The 17,662-nt window shown below is 66.0% G+C and carries 17 protein-coding genes, 1 tRNA gene and 1 other RNA gene; 16 read left to right on the top strand and 3 right to left on the bottom strand.

Annotation, left to right across the window (positions count from 1 at the left end; translation table 11 throughout):
• Positions 1 to 23 precede the first annotated feature (23 nt).
• Positions 24 to 1,412 carry an acyl-CoA dehydrogenase family protein gene (locus ON43_RS25770; RefSeq protein WP_373283485.1) on the bottom strand — a complete coding sequence of 463 codons (1,389 nt, stop codon included), beginning with the start codon at positions 1,410 to 1,412 and terminating at the stop codon, positions 24 to 26.
• Positions 1,413 to 1,645: 233 nt separating this feature from the next.
• Here ON43_RS25770 and ON43_RS25765 point away from each other — a divergent pair, with 233 nt between their 5' ends.
• Both ON43_RS25765 and ON43_RS25760 read left to right on the top strand, forming a co-directional pair.
• Complete coding sequence (locus ON43_RS25765) at positions 1,646 to 1,900, top strand: hypothetical protein (RefSeq protein WP_040811518.1); 255 nt, start codon at positions 1,646 to 1,648, stop codon at positions 1,898 to 1,900.
• A gap of 107 nt (positions 1,901 to 2,007) precedes the next feature.
• Positions 2,008 to 3,474, top strand: coding sequence for an ArnT family glycosyltransferase (locus tag ON43_RS25760; RefSeq protein WP_040811653.1), 1,467 nt, complete (start codon positions 2,008 to 2,010; stop codon positions 3,472 to 3,474).
• 23 nt (positions 3,475 to 3,497) lie between these two features.
• On the opposite strand, the gene hisN is transcribed toward ON43_RS25760, so the two are convergent.
• Both hisN and ON43_RS25750 read right to left on the bottom strand, forming a co-directional pair.
• Positions 3,498 to 4,283 carry a histidinol-phosphatase gene (hisN, locus tag ON43_RS25755; RefSeq protein ID WP_040811516.1) on the bottom strand — a complete coding sequence of 262 codons (786 nt, stop codon included), beginning with the start codon at positions 4,281 to 4,283 and terminating at the stop codon, positions 3,498 to 3,500.
• Between the two features lie 117 nt (positions 4,284 to 4,400).
• The gene (locus tag ON43_RS25750; RefSeq protein WP_040811515.1) at positions 4,401 to 4,997 is read right to left on the bottom strand and encodes an NADPH-dependent FMN reductase; all 597 of its coding nucleotides are present in this window, start codon (positions 4,995 to 4,997) and stop codon (positions 4,401 to 4,403) included.
• Between the two features lie 143 nt (positions 4,998 to 5,140).
• Here ON43_RS25750 and ON43_RS25745 point away from each other — a divergent pair, with 143 nt between their 5' ends.
• The 14 genes from ON43_RS25745 (at position 5,141) to ON43_RS25690 (ending at position 17,627) form a co-directional block, all read left to right on the top strand.
• Positions 5,141 to 5,998, top strand: a complete 858-nt coding sequence (locus ON43_RS25745) for a helix-turn-helix domain-containing protein (protein WP_040811514.1) — start codon at positions 5,141 to 5,143, stop codon at positions 5,996 to 5,998.
• Between the two features lie 65 nt (positions 5,999 to 6,063).
• Complete coding sequence (gene prfB, locus ON43_RS25740; RefSeq protein ID WP_040811513.1) at positions 6,064 to 7,185, top strand: peptide chain release factor 2; 1,122 nt, start codon at positions 6,064 to 6,066, stop codon at positions 7,183 to 7,185.
• A 2-nt stretch (positions 7,186 to 7,187) separates the two neighbouring features.
• Positions 7,188 to 8,048: a mechanosensitive ion channel family protein gene (locus ON43_RS25735; RefSeq protein WP_040811512.1), complete on the top strand. Its 861-nt coding sequence runs from the start codon at positions 7,188 to 7,190 to the stop codon at positions 8,046 to 8,048.
• Positions 8,032 to 8,238, top strand: a complete 207-nt coding sequence (locus tag ON43_RS47385) for an Rv3103c transmembrane domain-containing protein (protein WP_505779053.1) — start codon at positions 8,032 to 8,034, stop codon at positions 8,236 to 8,238. Before ON43_RS25735 ends, ON43_RS47385 begins: the two co-directional genes overlap by 17 nt.
• A 57-nt stretch (positions 8,239 to 8,295) precedes the next feature.
• The gene (gene ftsE / locus ON43_RS25730; protein ID WP_040811510.1) at positions 8,296 to 8,985 is read left to right on the top strand and encodes a cell division ATP-binding protein FtsE; all 690 of its coding nucleotides are present in this window, start codon (positions 8,296 to 8,298) and stop codon (positions 8,983 to 8,985) included.
• On the top strand, positions 8,985 to 9,890 hold the full coding sequence (ftsX, locus tag ON43_RS25725) for a permease-like cell division protein FtsX (protein WP_040811509.1): 906 nt from the start codon (positions 8,985 to 8,987) through the stop codon (positions 9,888 to 9,890). Before ftsE ends, ftsX begins: the two co-directional genes overlap by 1 nt.
• Positions 9,891 to 10,059: 169 nt before the next feature.
• Positions 10,060 to 12,129: a DNA helicase RecQ gene (recQ, locus tag ON43_RS25720; RefSeq protein WP_245568752.1), complete on the top strand. Its 2,070-nt coding sequence runs from the start codon at positions 10,060 to 10,062 to the stop codon at positions 12,127 to 12,129.
• Positions 12,122 to 12,535: a hypothetical protein gene (locus ON43_RS25715; protein ID WP_051179212.1), complete on the top strand. Its 414-nt coding sequence runs from the start codon at positions 12,122 to 12,124 to the stop codon at positions 12,533 to 12,535. Before recQ ends, ON43_RS25715 begins: the two co-directional genes overlap by 8 nt.
• 15 nt (positions 12,536 to 12,550) lie before the next feature.
• Entirely contained in the window at positions 12,551 to 12,736 is a 186-nt protein-coding gene (locus ON43_RS25710) for a hypothetical protein (RefSeq protein ID WP_040811508.1), read from the top strand.
• A gap of 120 nt (positions 12,737 to 12,856) precedes the next feature.
• Positions 12,857 to 12,929: transfer RNA gene (locus ON43_RS25705), tRNA-Glu, on the top strand.
• Between the two features lie 397 nt (positions 12,930 to 13,326).
• Positions 13,327 to 14,004: a slipin family protein gene (locus ON43_RS25700; RefSeq protein WP_063712623.1), complete on the top strand. Its 678-nt coding sequence runs from the start codon at positions 13,327 to 13,329 to the stop codon at positions 14,002 to 14,004.
• A gap of 55 nt (positions 14,005 to 14,059) precedes the next feature.
• Positions 14,060 to 14,536 (top strand): SsrA-binding protein SmpB, encoded by a 477-nt coding sequence (smpB, locus tag ON43_RS25695; protein WP_040811507.1) that lies wholly within the window; start codon positions 14,060 to 14,062, stop codon positions 14,534 to 14,536.
• 116 nt (positions 14,537 to 14,652) lie between these two features.
• Positions 14,653 to 15,025: a transfer-messenger RNA gene (gene ssrA / locus ON43_RS43405) on the top strand.
• A gap of 202 nt (positions 15,026 to 15,227) precedes the next feature.
• A complete protein-coding gene (locus tag ON43_RS25690) occupies positions 15,228 to 17,627 on the top strand; it encodes a hypothetical protein (RefSeq protein ID WP_157514191.1) in 2,400 nt (799 codons plus the stop codon).
• Positions 17,628 to 17,662: the final 35 nt, after the last annotated feature.

The raw sequence follows: 17,662 nt of genomic DNA, 5'->3' as shown, positions 1-17,662 counted from the left end.
TGTCTCCGTTGGGAAGTCGGGGCTTAGATGAGGACGATGCCTTCGGCGACGCCGACGCCGCGCAGATCGCGGTACCAGCGCTCGACCGGGTGCTCCTTGGTGAAGCCGTGTCCGCCCAGCAGCTGCACGCCGTCCAGGCCGATCTGCATCCCCTTGTCGGTGGCCAGCTTCTTGGCCAGCGCGGCCTCGCGGGCGAAGGACAGCCCCTGCTCCGCGCGTGACGCACCCCGCAGAGTCACGAGACGAAGACCATCCAGCTCGATCGCCATGTTCGCGACCATGAACGCGACCGCCTGGCGGTGGGCGATCGGCTCACCGAACGCCTCGCGCTCCTTCACATACGGAATCACGTAGTCCAGCACGGCCTGACCGGTACCGATGGCCAGCGAGGCCCAGCCCAGACGGGCCAGACGCACCGCGTCGGCGTACTCCTCGGCACGCACGGCGCCCTCGGAGTCACCCAGCAGCGCGGTGGTCGGCACCGCGACATTGTTCAGCAACAGGCGACCCAGGCCCGCGGCCCGCATACCCATGCTCGGATCCGCCTCGACCACAACACCTTCGGTGTTGGACTCGACGATGAAGAAGGTCGGGCGGCCATCCAGCTCGGCGGCCACGATGAACAGCTCGGCGTCACCGGCGGCCGGCACCAGGGTCTTCACGCCGTTGAGGCGGAAACCGCTGGGCGAGCGAGTCGCCTTGGTCTTCAACGCGAACGGATCGAACAGCGCCTGCGGCTCGGAGATGACGACCGACGCCTGCGGCACGTTCTCACCGGCGAACGCGCCGAGGTAGGTCTTCTGCTGCGCGTCGGTACCCCACTGCGACAGCGCGACCGCGACACCGCTGGGCGCGAGCAGCGGCAGCGCCAGACCCATGTCGCCCTGCGCCAGCGCCTCGGCCACAAGGGAATTGGTGACCGCGCCACGCTCGGAGGCAGCGCCCTCGAACTCCTCGGGCACGTTGATCAGGGTGATGCCCAGCTCGGAGGCGCGCTCGAGCAGATCACGCGGGGCCTTCGCGGCATTGTCGGCGTCGTAGGCGGCCGGGCGCAGGATCTCGGCCGCGAACTCGCGCACCGTCTCGACGATCATCTGCTGCTCGTCGGTCGGGGTGAGGTCGAAGTAGTCCTTCTTACGAGACTCGTTGGCGGGCAGCCGCTTCGGCGCGCCACCTCCGGCGACCTTCTCGAACGCGCGGGTAGCGGCGCCGAGCGTGCGGAAACCGGTCTTGGTGCCCTCGTAGGTGAGGCGCTCGATCGGCTTGCGCAGCTTGTACTTCTCGGCGAGTTCGGACCCCGTGATGGTCGTCATGACCCGCATCGCCGCGCCCATCCAGTCGCGTTTGACCGGGTTCAGGCCAACGGCGGAGGTATCCCGCTTCGTTGCGGTGTCTCGAGTGCTCATAATCACCAGTTTTCTATCGAGGAGGTGGGTGATCCTGCCCAGCAATCTTACTCCTGAGTAAGACTATCTTACTTCAGAGTAAGAAGTGGCGTCCAGGATTGTCGAATCGGCAGGTCAGCGCGGTGGTTCGAACTTACCGATCGGTACCGCCCGGATCTAGTGAAACAAACTTGCTTCAGACGGTGGCGAGCTGGGCTAGGGTGTCGGCGCATAACTCGCTCCTGATGGAGGTTCTACATATGAAGATCGCGCTCGGAACCGCGGGCCTGATTGCCGCAGGTCTCTTCCTCGCCGCCCCCGCCGGCGCCGAACCCGTCCAACTGCAGCCGGTCGACCTCGGCATCACCGGCTCCGGCATCGGCACCGGCTCGGGTGCCGGCGGCTGTGTCAGCGGCGTCGGCGGCGAGGTCAGCTTCGGCTCGGTCGGCGTGGGCTCGGCCGCACCCGGTGGCCCGTTCCTCGACCTCGGCTCGGTCTGCGTCCCGCTCGGCTGAGTGACGGCATTGCGCCGCTGACCTAGCGGCGCGCCCGGTCGCGGGACCGCAGCCCGCGCCGGGTATCGACGGAGAACCGGTGGCACGGCCGCAGCGTGGATGCGATCATGCGGGTGATGGGACAGCGGCCGGTCGACGCCTCGAATGGCGAGATCTACTGGGTAGCGGGATTTTTCGCGGCCGTGATGACCGCTCTCTCCGGCCGCTACGGCTACCACCGCGACGAACTCTATTTCCTGGCCGCGGGACGGCGAATGGATTGGGGATATCCCGATCAGCCACCGCTGGTGCCGCTGCTGGCCCGCGCGATGTCGGCCATCGATTCGAATTCCGTGATGCTGCTGCGAGTTCCGGCGACTCTAGCGTCGACCATTGTAGTGATCTGTGCGGGACTGGCCGCGCGAGAACTCGGCGGCGGACGGGTCGCGCGCGTGATCGCCGCTGCGGCGACGGCCTCGGCGGCTGTGGTGATCGGGGCCGGTCACACCCTCAGCACAGCGGGTATCGACCTCGCGGTGTGGTCGGTGCTGATGCTGCTCGTCCTGCGTTTACTGCGAAGGGATTTCGATCCGCGCCTCTGGCTCGCAATCGGTGTGGTGGCCGGGATTGGTGTCCAGAACAAGGCGCTGATCGTGCTTCCCCTAGCGGTGCTGGCGTTCTCGCTACTGGCTTCCGGACCGCGAGAGGTATTCGCCACCAGGTACTTTCCGATCGCCCTCGGCATCGCGGCGGTGATCAGCGCGCCCTACGTAATCTGGCAAGCCCGCAACGGCTGGCCCCAATGGGCGCTGAGCCGGGCCATCGCCGGCGGCTCGTCGGGCAGTTCGAACTCCCGAATCGAGTTCGTAGTCCTGCAATTCGGCCTGATCGGAGTGCTACTCGTCCCGCTCTGGGCCTACGGCCTGTGGCGGCTCTGGCGCTCCCGCTACCGAGCCTTCGCGATCACCTACGCCGCGCTCTTCCTCGCCTACCTGATCATGACCGGCAAGGCCTACTACCTCGGCGAGATGTACCCGCTACTGCTCGCCGCCGGTGCCGTCGGCGCGGAATCCTGGTTGACGAGCCGGATACGCCGCGTCGCACTGGTTTTCGCCATCGCATCGAGCGCGGTGTTCTCGGCTGTGGTCTTCCTGCCCACCCTCCCGATGTCGACCCTCCGCGACCCGTCCCCGATCCTCGCCGTCAACAAGGAATCCGGAGAGACGGTCGGCTGGCCTCAATTCGTCGCCCAGATCGCCGACGCCCGTGCCCATTCCGCTCCCGACGCCGACATCCTCACCGGCAACTACGGCGAGGCCGGAGCCATCGAACACTTCGGCCACGGCCTGCCGACCCCGCACAGCGTCCACAACGCCTACTGGTGGTGGGGCCCACCCGCCGACGCCAACCCGGTGATCATCGTCGGCATCCGGGCCGACACCGTCTCCCGCTTCTGCCTCGACCCAGAACCCCTGGGCCGCATAGACAACGGCCTCGCCATCCACAACAACGAGCAAGGGCGCGCGATCATCCTCTGCCGCACGCCCCGTCACCCCTGGTCCGAGATGTGGCCCGCCATGCGGAAACTCGGCTGAGGCTCAAACAACTCGGCTCAGGCTCAGGCCTGCAACGCCGCCAGCACCTGGTCCTGGAGATGCCCATTGGTCGCCACCGCGCTGCCGCCGTGCGGGCCGGGCCGGCCGTCGAGGGCGGTGAAGGTGCCGCCCGCCTCGCGGATGAGGATGTCGAGGGCGGCCATGTCCCACAGGGACAGTTCGGGTTCGGTGCAGATGTCGACCGCGCCCTCAGCCAGCAGCGCGTAGCCGAAGAAGTCGCCGTAGCCGCGCACCCGCCAGACCTCGTCGGTCAACGCGATGAGCTTGGCCCGGCGGCCGATGGCACGCCAGCCGGAGAGGCTGGAGATGGCGAGGCTGGAGGCGCCCAGTTCGGCGACGGCCGAGACCGAGATGGCCTTGGCCTCACCCCGTTCGAAGCTGCTCCACGCGCCCGATCCGGCGGCGGCCCACCAGCGGCGGGACAGGGCGGGTGCGCTCACCACGCCCACGACCGGGACGCCGTCCTCGAGCAGGGAGATGAGCGAGGCCCAGACCGGGACGCCGCGCACGAAGTTCTTGGTGCCGTCGATGGGGTCGATGACCCACTGGCGGCCGGTGAATTCGGCGTCGCCGCCGAACTCCTCGCCGAGCACCAGATCGCCGGGCCGCTCGGCGCCGAGAATCTCGCGCACCTTGCGTTCGACAGCCAGGTCGGCGTCGGAGACGGGCGTCAGGTCCGGCTTGGAATCGATCTTGAGGTCGAGCGCACCGAACCGCTCACGAGTAATGGCGTCGGCCGCGTCGGCCAGCTGCAGCGCGAGTTCCAGGTCAGCGGAGTATCGGGTCACGAACCAGCAGGTTAGTCCAGTCCAGTTAACGGTGGGTGTCCTCAGTCGCCAACTTCGAGTGGCACACCGGTGAGGGGATTCGTCCGGATTCGCCGCACCGGTGTGCCACTCGACGAATCAGGCGGGGACGGCCTCGGTGCGAGCGGCGGTGAGCGCGGTTGCCCACCAGTCGAGTTCGTCGAGGAGGCGGGTGGCGGCGGCCTCGAACTCGGCCGGGTCGATGAGGTTGCCGGACTGGTCGAACAGCAGGAAGTAGCGGGGGAAGGACACGTATTCCCTGACCGTGTGGGCGTTCAGCTCGTTGAAGACCGACCGCAGGCCCTCGATGGCGAGCAGGCCGCCGGACTTGCCGCTGTAGCCGACGAAACCGACGGTCTTGCGATTCCACTGGGTGAAGTGCCAGTCGATGACCGTCTTCAGCGACGACGGGAAGCTGCGGTTGATATCGGGCGTCACGACGATGAACGCGTCGGCCGCCGTGAGCCGCCGGGCCAGTTCCTCGCCATTGCCGGGGCGCACCGGGTTCGGTTCCATGAGCGGTGACACCGCGGGCAGGGCATGCGGGAGGTCGTAGTCGGCCAGGTCGACGAGATCGATCTCGAACCTGCCGTGCCGCCGCGCCTGCTCGACGATCCAGTTCGCCACCACCGGTCCGAAACGTCCCTCCCGGACGCTGCCGATGATCACCGCGAGCCGCAGGGGAGTGCTGGTCATTGGGGTCTCCTTCGAGAATCGCTGCGACCGGTCGGTCGCTCGAGATCAACTCTGCGATCCCGCGAAAGTCCTAGGGAGACCACGCTGAGGGTAGTAGTGAGAGGGACACCCTACGGAGCGCCCGCGTTGCTAGCGTCGAGTTCGTGAGTGAGAACGAGCTGGGACTGTTCCTGCGCCTGCGCCGCGAGTCGGTCACACCCGCCGAGGTGGGATTGCCGACCGGGCCGCGCCGCCGCACCCCCGGCCTGCGCCGCTCCGAATTGGCCATGCTCGCAGGGGTTTCCGTCGAATACCTGACCCGGCTCGAACAGGGCCGCGACCGGCATCCGTCCGCGCCGGTGCTCATCGCGCTGGCCGACGCCCTGCTGCTGACCCCCGCGCAGCGCGTGCACCTGCTCAATTTCGCCAAGGCGAGCGATCCGAACTTCAACTGCCGCGGCGGTTCCGGACCCAACCGCCGCGTCCGCCCGGCCGTGCGCGCCATGCTGGACCAGCTCGAACCCGCGCCCGCCGCGCTCATGAACCGGCTCACCGAAATCCTGGCCGTGACCGACGGCTACCGCTCCCTCTTCGGACCGATCGGCATGCTCGACAACGGCCTCCCCGGCAACTACGCCCGCTATGTCCTCTCCGACCCTCGTGCCCGCGAGGTCTACCCTGACTGGGAACACAAGGCCGACAAGGTCGTCGCCACCCTCAAACAGGGCCCCGGCCGCGCCGACCCCCACGTCAACGCCCTCCTCGACGAACTCGCCGCCACCATCGGCCCCGAATTCACCAACCGCGTCGAATCCATCCCCGGCCTCCCCGACACCAATGGCGTCGGCCGCCTGACCCACCCCGAGGCGGGCCCGCTACGCCTGGCCTACGAAACCCTGCACCTGTCCGCCGACGACGACCAATGCCTCATCGTCTACCTCCCCGCCGACGAGGCCACCGCCACCGCCCTGGACCGCCTGGTCGGCCGCCGCCCGGGCGGCCTGCGTGCCGTCGCGAGCTGAACGGTGAGCGTGGCTCGGCCGCCGAAGTTTCGGCTCGGTGACGCGGGACGGTAGATTTGAACCTTGTGCATCCTGACGTCTCTGCTGACCTTGCCGAACTCGACACCACTCTGAAGACCATCGAGTCGGTGCTCGATATCGACGAGCTGGCTCGCCGCATCGACGAGCTGGAACAGCAGGCCGCCGACCCGGAGCTGTGGAACAACCAGGAGCACGCCCAGAGCGTGACCAGCGAGTTGTCGCACGCCCAGGCCGAATTGCGGCGGGTCAAGGACCTCCGCCAGCGGCTCGAGGATCTGCCGGTGCTCTACGAGCTGGCCGAGGCCGAGGAGGGCGCCGACCAGGCCGCCGCTCTCGCCGACGCCGACGCCGAGCGCGCCAGCCTGCACGCCGATGTCGAGGCCATGGAGGTCCGCACGCTGCTGTCGGGCGAGTACGACAAGCGTGAGGCGCTGGTCAATATCCGCTCCGGCGCGGGTGGCGTGGACGCCGCGGACTGGGCGCAGATGCTGATGCGGATGTATGTGCGCTGGGCCGAGAGCCACAAGTACCCGGTCGAAATCTACGACACCTCCTACGCGGAGGAGGCGGGCATCAAGTCCGCGACCTTCACCGTGAAGGTGCCCTACGCCTACGGCACGCTGTCGGTCGAAATGGGTACGCACCGACTGGTCCGTATCAGCCCGTTCGACAACCAGGGCCGCCGCCAGACCTCATTCGCCGAGGTCGAGGTGCTGCCCGTGGTCGAGACCACCGACCACATCGAGATTCCGGACGGCGAGGTCCGCGTCGACGTGTACCGCTCGTCGGGTCCCGGCGGCCAGTCGGTCAACACCACCGACTCCGCGGTCCGTCTGACCCACATTCCGACCGGTATCGTCGTCACCTGCCAGAACGAGAAATCGCAGCTGCAGAACAAGATTTCGGCCATGCGCGTGCTGCAGGCCAAGCTGCTGGAACGCAAGCGACAGGAAGAGCGCGCCCAGATGGACGCGCTCAAGACCAACGAGGGCGCGTCCTGGGGCAACCAGATGCGCTCCTACGTCCTGCACCCGTACCAGATGGTCAAGGATCTGCGCACCGGTTACGAGGTCAACAACCCCTCCGCCGTCCTCGACGGTGATATCGACGCGTTCATCGAATCCGGGATCCGCTGGCGCATGCGGGAGCAGACCACCCAGGGGTAAGCATGCATTCGATTCTCGCCGCGGGCACCGGAGCCGATTTCGGGAACTGGCTACGATCCAGCGGTCTCGAGATCGTGCTGCTGGTCGTCGGGGCAATGCTGATCAGCCGCGGCGCCACTTTCGTGCGCGACCGCATCACCCGCAAGATCGACTCCGGCTTCCGCAGCAGCGATTCGCTGGTCCGATCCGAGGCCGCCAAGCACCGACATGCGTTGGCGCAGGTCATAACCTGGGTCGTACTGTCGATCGTCTACTTCCTGGTCTCGCTGGAAGTGTTGCGGCGCTTGGGTTTCGAGCTGGGCGGTCTGGTGGCTCCGGCCGCAGTGCTCGGTGCCGCACTGGGTTTCGGCGCACAGCGCATCGTGCAGGATCTGCTCGCGGGATTCTTCCTGATTACCGAAAGACAGTACGGCTTCGGCGATGTCGTGCGCATCGCAGTGACTGGAAACTCCACCGAGGCCGAGGGTACGGTCGAGGACGTCACGTTGCGCATCACGACTCTGCGTAGCGCCGACGGTGAAGTGATAATCGTCCCGAACGGTCAGATCGTGAAAGTGACCAATCTGTCGAAGGATTGGGCGCGTGCCGCAATCGACGTGCCCGTTCCCGCCACCGCCGACATCAACAAGGTCAATGAGATCCTGCACGACGTGGGCGCCAAGGCCTTCGCCGATCGCAAGCTGAAGGCCCTGCTCCTGGACGAGCCCAGCGTGATGGGTGTCGAAGATCTCACCGTCAACCAGATGAACATCAAGATGGTGGCAAGGACGCTGCCGGGCAAACAGTTCGAAGTCGGGCGAGAGCTGCGCGTGCGGGTGGCCGCGGCGCTCCGCCGGGAGGGTCTCAGTGACGGAGCTAGTTAAGAGAGCACGTAGGTCCACAGCGTTGAGAACACGTAAGTCCACGGCGATCCTGATGGCCGTGTGGGTGGGAACGTTCGTCCTGTACATCTTCGTCAAGCCCGCAGAACACGAGCCCAGGACCAGCCCTCCGATCGTGAACACCATGCTCAGCAACTATCTGCCAAACACTTCCGAGCACCCGCAGCGGTGAGGTGACCTCCGCGCGGTGTAGTCAGCCCCGGCCGCGCCCTGGCTACACTGGCTCCCCGTGATAACCCTGCGCAACGTCACCAAGTCGTATCAGACCTCGACGCGGCCGGCGCTGGACAATGTCTCCGTCGATATCGGAAAAGGCGAGTTCGTCTTCGTTATCGGGCCCTCGGGCTCCGGAAAGTCCACGTTCATGTCGCTGCTGCTCAAGGATGAGAAGCCGACCACCGGTGAGGTGTGGGTCGCCGACTTCCGGGTCGACAAGCTGCCCGGGCGCAAGGTTCCACATCTGCGTCAGCGCATCGGCTGTGTCTTCCAGGACTTCCGGCTGCTGCAGCAGAAGACCGTCGAGCAGAACGTCGCGTTCGCGCTCGAAGTGATCGGCAAATCCCGAGCATTCATCAATCGCTCGGTACCGGAGGCGCTCGACATGGTCGGGCTCGCGGGCAAGGCCGACCGGCTGCCCGGCGAACTCTCCGGCGGTGAACAGCAGCGGGTGGCGCTCGCACGCGCCTTCGTGAACCGGCCGCTGGTACTGCTGGCCGACGAACCGACCGGCAACCTCGACCCGGAGACAAGTGCGGACATCATGACTCTGCTCGAACGCATCAACCGCACCGGAACCACGGTGGTCATGGCCACCCACGACAACACCATCGTCGACGCCATGCGCCGACGCGTGGTCGAACTCGATCGTGGGCGCATCGTGCGCGACGACGAGATGGGCGTCTACGGGGTGGGTCGGTAATGCGCGCGGGATTCCTATTCAGCGAGGTCTTCACCGGCCTCCGACGCAATGTCACCATGACCATCGCCATGATCCTGACCACCGCGGTGTCGCTGACCATGCTCGGCGGCGGTCTGCTGGCGGTGCGGATGGCGGACAAGATCCAGGACTACTACGTCCAGCGCGTCGAGATCCGGCTGTACCTGGACGATCAGGTCTCCAAGACCGATCCGGACTGCACCGGGCAGGTCTGCGCCGGGCTCATGAGCGATCTGAAGAAGCACTCGGATGTGAAGAGTGTGCAGTTCGTCAACAGCGCGGACGCGGTGAAGGAGGTCAGGGACACCACCTTCAAGGATCAGCCCGGGCTCGCCGACGAGGTGAGCAAGGACGGGCTGCCCGCCTCGTTCCGGGTGAAGCTCGACGATGTCACCGAATACCGGTCCATCTACGACGATTTCGCCAAGCGGCCCGGCGTCATGACGGTGCTCAATGACATGGACATCGTGGACCGGCTGGTCAGCTTCTTCGTCGGATTGCGCAATGCGGCATTCGGTTTGGCGGCTCTGCAGGCGCTGGCGGCACTGCTGTTGATCGCGAACATGGTTCAGGTGGCGGCATTGGCGCGCAAGACCGAGGTCGGCATCATGCGACTGGTCGGCGCGACCCGCTGGTACACCCAGCTGCCCTTCCTGCTGGAAGCGGTGCTGGCCGCTTTGGTGGGATCGGTACTGGCCGTAGGCGGTTTGTTCATCGCGCAACCGCTGGTCATCAACCGCGCCCTGGGCTCGCTCTTCAATGACCAGGTGCTGCCGCGCATCACGGGCGACGACATCGCCGCCGTTGCGATGATCGTCACACCGATCGGTATCGGATTCGCCGCACTGACGGCGTATGCCGCTTTGCGGTATTACGTCCGCGAGTGACACCTCGCTCCGTTGTCTTTGTGGGGCGCCTGCATTCATGCAGGCGCCCCACAGAATCTCCCCACTCGTACGTGGTGCGAAGTTTGGCGGGTTGGCGCCAACGGGGTTCAGGGTGTCGGGTGGTGTCCGTAGGATTGCCGTCGTGAGCGCGCCGGAGGTCGAGACCACAATTGTCGGGAACCTGGATGATGCCGGAAATGACCCGGCGCACCAGGTTTTGCGAAAGACCTTCGGGTACGACAGTTTTCGCGGGCCGCAGCGGGAGATCGTCGATCAGGTGATCTCCGGCGGCGACGCGCTGGTGCTGATGCCCACCGGTGGCGGCAAGTCGCTGTGTTATCAGATTCCGGCGCTGGTGCGGCCGGGTGTGGGTGTGGTGATCTCGCCGCTCATCGCCTTGATGCAGGACCAGGTCGATGCGCTCAACGCGGTCGGTGTGCGCGCCGGATTCCTGAACTCGACCCAGTTCCCGGACGAACGGCGCACGGTCGAGGCGCAATTCGTGGCGGGCGAGCTGGATGTGCTCTACCTCGCGCCGGAGCGCTTGCGGCTCGAGTCGACCGCGCAGCTGCTGGATCGGGGCAAGATCTCGGTCTTCGCCATCGACGAGGCGCACTGTGTGTCGCAGTGGGGCCACGACTTCCGGCCCGACTACCTGGGCCTGTCGATGGTGCACGAGCGCTGGCCGGACGTGCCGCGCATCGCGCTGACCGCGACGGCGACCGAGGCGACCCGCAAGGAGATCGCCGAGCGGCTGGATCTCACCCGCGCCAAGCACTTCGTCGCCAGCTTCGACCGGCCCAATATCCAGTACCGGATCGAGGCCAAGAATCGTCCGGAGCATCAGCTGCTCTCGTTCATCCAGAACGAGCACGCCGGTGACGCGGGCATCGTGTACTGCCTGTCGCGCAACTCGGTCGAGAAGACCGCCGCGTTCCTGACCGCCAATGGCGTGGAGGCCGTGCCGTACCACGCGGGCCTGGACAACCGGACCCGCGCGACGAATCAGGCGCGGTTCCTGCGTGAGGACGGCCTGGTCGTGGTCGCCACCATCGCCTTCGGCATGGGCATCGACAAACCGGACGTGCGCTTCGTCGCGCACCTGGACCTGCCCAAATCCGTGGAGGGCTACTACCAGGAGACCGGCCGCGCCGGTCGTGACGGCCAGCCCTCCACCGCGTGGATGGTCTACGGCCTCAGTGACGTTGTGCAGCAACGCAAGATGATCGATTCCTCCGACGGCGACGCCATGCACCGCCGTCAGCTGCAACTGCACCTGGACGCCATGCTCGCGCTCTGCGAGACCGTCCAGTGCCGCCGCGTCCAGCTGCTCGCCTACTTCGGCCAGCAGGGCGAGCGCTGTGGCAACTGCGACACCTGCCTCAACGCCCCCGAGGCGTGGGACGGCACCGTCCCCGCCCAGAAGGTGCTCTCCACGATCCTGCGCTTGAAACGCGAACGCGGCCAGAGCTTCGGCGCCGGCCACATTGTCGACATCCTCATCGGCAAGCGCAACCCCAAGGTCGAACAGCACGCCCACCACGAACTCAAGGTCTTCGGCATCGGCACCGAACTCCGCGATATCGAATGGCGCGGCGTGATCCGCCAGCTCCTCGCCCAGGGCCTGCTCGCGGTCCACGGCGACTATGGCGTCCTGACCCTGACCGAGGCCAGCAACCAGGTCCTCTTCGAGAAGCGCGAAGTCATGCTCCGCCGCGAGCCCGAACGAGCCAAGGCCGCCCGAACCCCCAAGCCCGCCAAGGCCTCCCGCCTCGCCGCCGCCGACCTCAGCAAATCCGACACCGACCTCTTCGAAAAGCTCCGAGCCTGGCGCGGAGCCACCGCCAAGGAACAGGGCGTCCCCGCCTACGTCGTCTTCCACGACGCCACGTTGCGCGAAATCGCCACCCGCAAACCGGCAACGCTGGCCGACCTGGCGGGTATCTCCGGCATCGGCGAAAACAAGCGCGCCAAATACGGCGAGGGCGTCCTCGAAGTCGTTGCGGCCGAAGGCGGTTCCCCGACCCCCGCAATCTCGAACTCCACCGCGGCTGCGGCCCGCCCCACCTCCACGACCAACTCCAGGTTCACGAGTACCGACGCCGCTCCCGCCGCCCGCGCGTCGCGAACCCCGCCAACCTCCACCCCGCCGCCGTCCAATTTCGCTGCGGCCGAAGATATCCCGTGGCCGGACGAGGTGCCGCCTGATTTCGACGACCTCCCGCCCGACTATGCGTGAGCCCCAGTCCGCCGTGGATGCCGGCGATATCACCTTCGATGCCCTATTTCATCGCACCCCGGTGCAGTGGGGCATGCGTGGTGATCCACATCTCTGGGACGCGTTGCGCGAGCGGTTCCGCGGACAGCCGGTACCGCGCGAATTCTGGGACCTGCGCAAGGCCGTCGAGGCGGGCATGGCGGAGATCCTCGGCGTCGATCTCGGCACGGTACGAAGCTGGGAAGCCGATCACATCCGGGTGCCGCGATTCGAAGTGGGTTCCGGCATGTCAGACGGAACCGTATCGCTGCGCTGGTGGCGGGATACCGGCATTCCGCTGCTCATAGACCGTGCGGGCGCCGTACAGACCGGCGAGCTGATCCCCCGCCCGCCGGACTTCGATTACCTCCCGCCCGACTACCGGTAGGCCCGTGGCAGCCATATGAGCATCGATATGCAGAAGGTGGCCGCGGAGATTCGGGCGCGGTTGGGTGAGGCCGGGTTTTCGGCCGAGGGTGCGGCGAATCGGTCGGTGCTGGCGCTGGCCGAGGAGGCCGGGGAGTTCGTCGGCGCCTATCGGCGGTGGTCCGGGCAGGCGCGGCGGACAGGGGCTGGCGCGATCCAGTAGCCGAGTGATCGTGCGGGCGCGGTGACCTCGCGCACGGCCCTCAACAGCGGATTTGGTTGCTGGGCGGCGGCAGGATAAGCTTTCGGAGCTGCCGCGGTCGAAGATCGCAGCAAGCGCCCTGGTCCCGTCGTCTAGCGGCCTAGGACGCCGCCCTCTCAAGGCGGTAGCGCGGGTTCAAATCCCGTCGGGACTACTGTGAAAGGCCCTTCAGTGAAAACTGAAGGGCCTTTTCGCTTTTCGGCACTATCCGCCGGCCGGGGGATCATCCTGCGCGCGGAAAATCATTGGCGCGCATCGGGATGCGCTGGCTACCGTTGATCTCGGCCGTAACCAAGGGGCGCACCGGAATCTCCGGACCGCGTACCCCGCGTCGGGTGCGGCACTTAACTGGTGACGCAGCTACCCGCTGCCGAGGTTCGACTCCTTGACGTGATGCGCCCTGTCCGGTCGTGGGCGGTATCGCGGCTCTGCGAGCTCTCCGTCCGGCGTCGTTTCGACGGCAATGGTCGGGGGAGGCTCCCGCCGCGTGCCGTGGCCGGGCAGGGCGTATCCGGTCGCGCCAAAAAACACAGTGGGGGAAGGAGATTGGAATGTTCAACACGAAGACCTACACGACTGTCATGGACTGGCAGCGCACCCTGCTGTTCCGCGACGGTGTCCTGGCCGAGGTGCTCGAGCCGGGCCGTCACCGCTACGACGACGAGCGCTGCACGCTGGTCACCGTCGACATGCGCCCGCGCGTGCTGCAGGTCGGCGGCCAGGAACTGCTGACCAGCGACGGCCTGTCGCTGCGCGTGAGCTTCGCCGCCGATTGGGTCGTCACCGATCCGGTCGCGTTCACCACCGGTGCGCAGTACGCCGAGACCGTCCTCTACGGCGCGGTCCAGGAGGTCGCCCGCGATCTGGTGGCCGCGCACACCCTCGACGAGCTGATCGCCGACCGCGGTCTGCTCGGCACCGGCAAGCAGGCGGTCGCCGCGCAGGTCGAACACCTCGGCATCCGCGTCGACACCGTGCGCGCCAAGGACCTCATGCTCCCGGGCGAACTCCGCCGGGCCGCCTTGGAGACGGTCCTGGCCCGCGAGCGCGGCCGCGCCGAGCTCGAGCGGGCCCGCGCCGAGGCCGCCGCCCTGCGCTCGCTGGCCAACACCGCCAAGCTGCTGACCGACAACCCGGCCCTGCTGCGCCTGCGCACCCTGCAGGTCGCCGCGACCCCGGGCACCAAGGTCGTGCTCGATGCCACACAGTCGCGTGATGTCGGCGAGTAGCCCCGCGGAACGCCCCGGAATAAATGATTGGCCGGGGCAATTACAGTTGACCGTTATGAAGGAGAAGGGCCGCAAGGTCATCGCCAGCAACAAGAAGGCACGGCACAACTACTCCATCCTGGAGACGTTCGAAGCCGGGGTCGCGCTGGTCGGTACCGAGGTGAAGAGCCTGCGTGAGGGCAAGGCGTCGCTGGTCGACGCCTACGCCTCCATCGACGACGGCGAGGTGTGGCTGCGTGGCCTGCACGTCCCGGAGTACGGGCACGGCACCTGGACCAACCACGCGCCGCGCCGCACCCGCAAGTTGCTGCTGCATCGCCGCGAGATCGACAAGCTGCTGGGCAAGACCAAGGAGTCGAGCCTGACGCTGGTCCCGCTGTCGATGTACTTCTCCGACGGCAAGGTCAAGGTCGAGCTGGCCCTCGCCAAGGGCAAGCAGGACTACGACAAGCGCCAGGACCTGGCCCGGCGCGACGCCGAACGCGAGGTCACCCGCGAGCTCGGCCGCCGCATCAAGGGGATGCGCGGCTGAGCCTGCGGACCCCCGCGCTGACGGCGCGTTAATGGAATGAACCATGGTTTGTTCGGTGTTAGGATAGGTAGCCCGGTGAGAGCCGGGAAGTTCATCTGGATTCAGTGAACACAGACGGGGCTGAACGGTTTCGACTGCGTACGTTGATTCAGGGGAAGCGTGTCGGTGCAGGCAGGAGACCACCGTATAAGCGTCGCTGTAACCCTATAAGCGCCGATTCTCATCAGCGCGACTACGCTCTCGCTGCCTAAGCAACGAAGCGTGTCTGTCAGTCCGGGTTCGCCCTCGACCCGGTCCCTGGCATCAGCTAGAGGGCTCTACCGTCCGACGCGGTCGCGGCGTCGGACGGGACATCCAACAGCGACTGGGATCGTCATCTCGGCTTGTTCGCGTGACCGAGAGATCCGAGCAGAGGCATAGCGAACTGCACACGGAGAAGCCCTGGAAATGCGGCGGAGGACCCGGGTTCGATTCCCGGCAGCTCCACTAAGGCGGTTTACCCGAACTGGTGTCCGAATGACGCCGGGGACGGTAGGCCGCCTTGCTTGTTCAGTGGGTCTCACGGCGTCCTCGCGGTTGAGGTCGGAGCATCGTCTGGAGAGGTCCCCGTGTTCTAGACTGAACATCGATACCGACGTCGGCTGGTCCCGAGGGAACTCTGCAGACGTTGTCGATGTATCGGTGAAGTGCGTTGGGGGATGCGGTGCGGCGCACGGGTCTTCTGGTCCAAGACGGATCGCCTGCGCGTGAATACGCCTATCAGCTCGAGCAGCTCTTGCTCAAGACTGGCAAAGTTGCTGTCAGGGAGCCGTACAGGGCATCGCATCTTTCAAAGGCGACTTACTATGCCGCACTTCAAGGCACGGTGCTGCCGACGATCGCGACGGTTGCCAGCATCGTCCAATGGTGTGGAGGCGATCCGAGTCGGTGGCGACCGTTCGACGAGGTGATGCGGTCGGCCTTCAAACTTGGCCAGACCGTGAATCCGTGGATACTCGCCGAGGGCGGTTACCCGGTCGAGGCATCGTCCGATTCCGTTGAGACTGGCCACCATTCGGTCGTCAGCGCGCTCAGCCCTACAGCACCGCTGGCAGGGTCACGGGCGCCGGATGAGGTGGTCGGCACTGTCTGGGAGCCAAAACAGCTCGCAGACGATTACGCCATCAGGGTTGAGCTCGATGGCGCCATTTTCACAGCCGAGCAGATGTCCAGGCAGCTCAGGGCTTTGCGTCGCGTCGTGATCAACGGCCGCGCCGGAGCGGGCAAGACGACAATGGCTGTCAATATGCTGCAGGGGCCTCCAGCGGCGATGATCGCGTTCATCGGCCGTCCAGGATGGGTGACCGAGGTGGGCGACCGCCTGCTCGCCATCGACTTCGATCAGCCGCGACGCGATTGGCGACTCGCCCTGGACATCTTGCTCGAAGGCGCGACGAAGGATATTTCCGGTGCGCAATTCGAGAACCAGGCACAGGCGCAGCCAGTAGTGCTCGCCATCGACAGTCTCAATTCCGCCTCGGGTCTTCTCGCTCGGCGCGTGCTCGATGTTGTTGACGCAGTACTGCGTAACCTCCCGAACGTCACTGCGGTTGTAACCGACCGCAGTTTGGAAAGGTACCCGCGCCACGGTAAGTGGCACGTCGCCCGAGTATTGGACGTTGGAGAGGATGTTGCGGCCGCAGTGATCGACCGTCGTTTCGGAGCAGACACCTGGAACTGCCTTGACACTGCGTCGCGCAGATTGTTGAGCTCGCCGTTCTTCTTGAATCTGTCGTCGATGGGTACTGATCCGCGCAGTTCCTCGCGCGCGGCGGCGCTTCGGGACTTCTTCTCCAACCAGGTGATGATGTCGGCCGAGGCCGTCGCCGTCGCAACGACGGCGACGGTTGGTGCGTATCGGTCGGGTTCACGATGGATCGCCCGCGCGAATCTCACCGAAGGGGTCGCGTCGGCGCTGCTCGACGCCGGCGTCCTCAGCGCGGACCCGCAGAATCCCGCCAATCTGTACTTTTCACACGAACTGTTCGGTGACTATCTGGCATCGTTGGAGCTGGCGAGCGCGGGAACCCGTTGGCAGTCTGCCGAACTCGATACCCTGTCCTTTTCCGGCGAACGCTGGTTGTTCGATGGGTTGAGTGCCGACGGCGAGAACTTCGATGTGATCACGCTGGCCGCTCAGCAGATGGGCGGGTTCATAGTCGGGGATCGCTACATCCGGGCAGTGTACGACTGGAATTGGCGTGCGGCGGTTGAATGCTTGGCTGCTACCGACCCGCACGACGGGCCGTTCTCGATGCCCGCACGGCTCGCGGTCATCGGCCTATTGTGCGAGCGGCTCGGCGATCCAGTGGACGGAACCCGGCAGCGTGCCCGTCGACTGCTAGGGCAACTGCCAGACAAGATATCCCACGAACTGGCTGATGTCCCCGGCTCGGCCGCACGTCAGCATCTGTGCCGAAGACTAGCTGGTATTTCCTCGGACGGATGGTTCGATCGGTGGGCGGCGATTTTTGCCAGAAACGACGGCGCTGAGTGGTCTCCGGCTGAACTCGAGGTGCTCTACGATGCCGACACTTTGCTCGGCTGGACGCTGTCGTACGTACTGAAACGATCGCCATTGCCGGATCGAGTGTCGCAGCGTCTGGTTGGGGCCTACGAAGGGCTGATGATAAACGCAGGTCAGGGACCCGATCTGAGTGCATCGATTCGCTGGCGCATCGTGCACGCGCTGGCTGCCGGTGACGGGCCGGACGTGTTGCGTTGCCTGCTGGCGGCCTTGGACGACGATCCGTATCCCTGGGTGCGGTGGGGAGCCGCGCGCTCGGTGGCCGAGTATGCGGCTCGTGCCGACCCCCCAGGCTCAGCAGCAGCCATCGGCAGTCTGCACGACCGCGTCGGAACCTTCACTGAAGCGATAGCGAAGGAGATTGCTTGGGTTTCTCAGTATCACGGTGCGTCTGCCCGATTTCCGGCGGAAATGCGAACACTGCTCGGCGCTCTCAAAGAGGTCTCTGCTGACGATTCTTATCGAACTCAATGGAATGACTGGCTGGTTCGCTTCGAAGGTTTCTGGGCGGCGGACATCTCATGAAAGCTATGGCGAGGCAGGCGCTGTGCGCCTGAAAA

Origin of the sequence: Nocardia concava NBRC 100430, from assembly GCF_000308815.1 — a bacterium.
In the GTDB taxonomy this organism is placed as follows: Bacteria; Actinomycetota; Actinomycetes; order Mycobacteriales; family Mycobacteriaceae; genus Nocardia; species Nocardia concava.
This window is presented reverse-complemented; position numbering and strand designations above follow the sequence as displayed.

Coding starts and splice junctions, on each gene's coding strand:
- ON43_RS25765 (WP_040811518.1), top strand. CDS start 1,646: ATGAAGATCGCGCTCGGAACCGCGGGCCTGATTGCCGCAGGTCTCTTC.
- ON43_RS25760 (WP_040811653.1), top strand. CDS start 2,008: ATGCGGGTGATGGGACAGCGGCCGGTCGACGCCTCGAATGGCGAGATC.
- ON43_RS25750 (WP_040811515.1), bottom strand. CDS start 4,997: ATGACCAGCACTCCCCTGCGGCTCGCGGTGATCATCGGCAGCGTCCGG.
- ON43_RS25735 (WP_040811512.1), top strand. CDS start 7,188: ATGCATTCGATTCTCGCCGCGGGCACCGGAGCCGATTTCGGGAACTGG.
- ftsX (WP_040811509.1), top strand. CDS start 8,985: ATGCGCGCGGGATTCCTATTCAGCGAGGTCTTCACCGGCCTCCGACGC.
- ON43_RS25715 (WP_051179212.1), top strand. CDS start 12,122: ATGCGTGAGCCCCAGTCCGCCGTGGATGCCGGCGATATCACCTTCGAT.
- ON43_RS25710 (WP_040811508.1), top strand. CDS start 12,551: ATGAGCATCGATATGCAGAAGGTGGCCGCGGAGATTCGGGCGCGGTTG.
- ON43_RS25700 (WP_063712623.1), top strand. CDS start 13,327: ATGTTCAACACGAAGACCTACACGACTGTCATGGACTGGCAGCGCACC.
- smpB (WP_040811507.1), top strand. CDS start 14,060: ATGAAGGAGAAGGGCCGCAAGGTCATCGCCAGCAACAAGAAGGCACGG.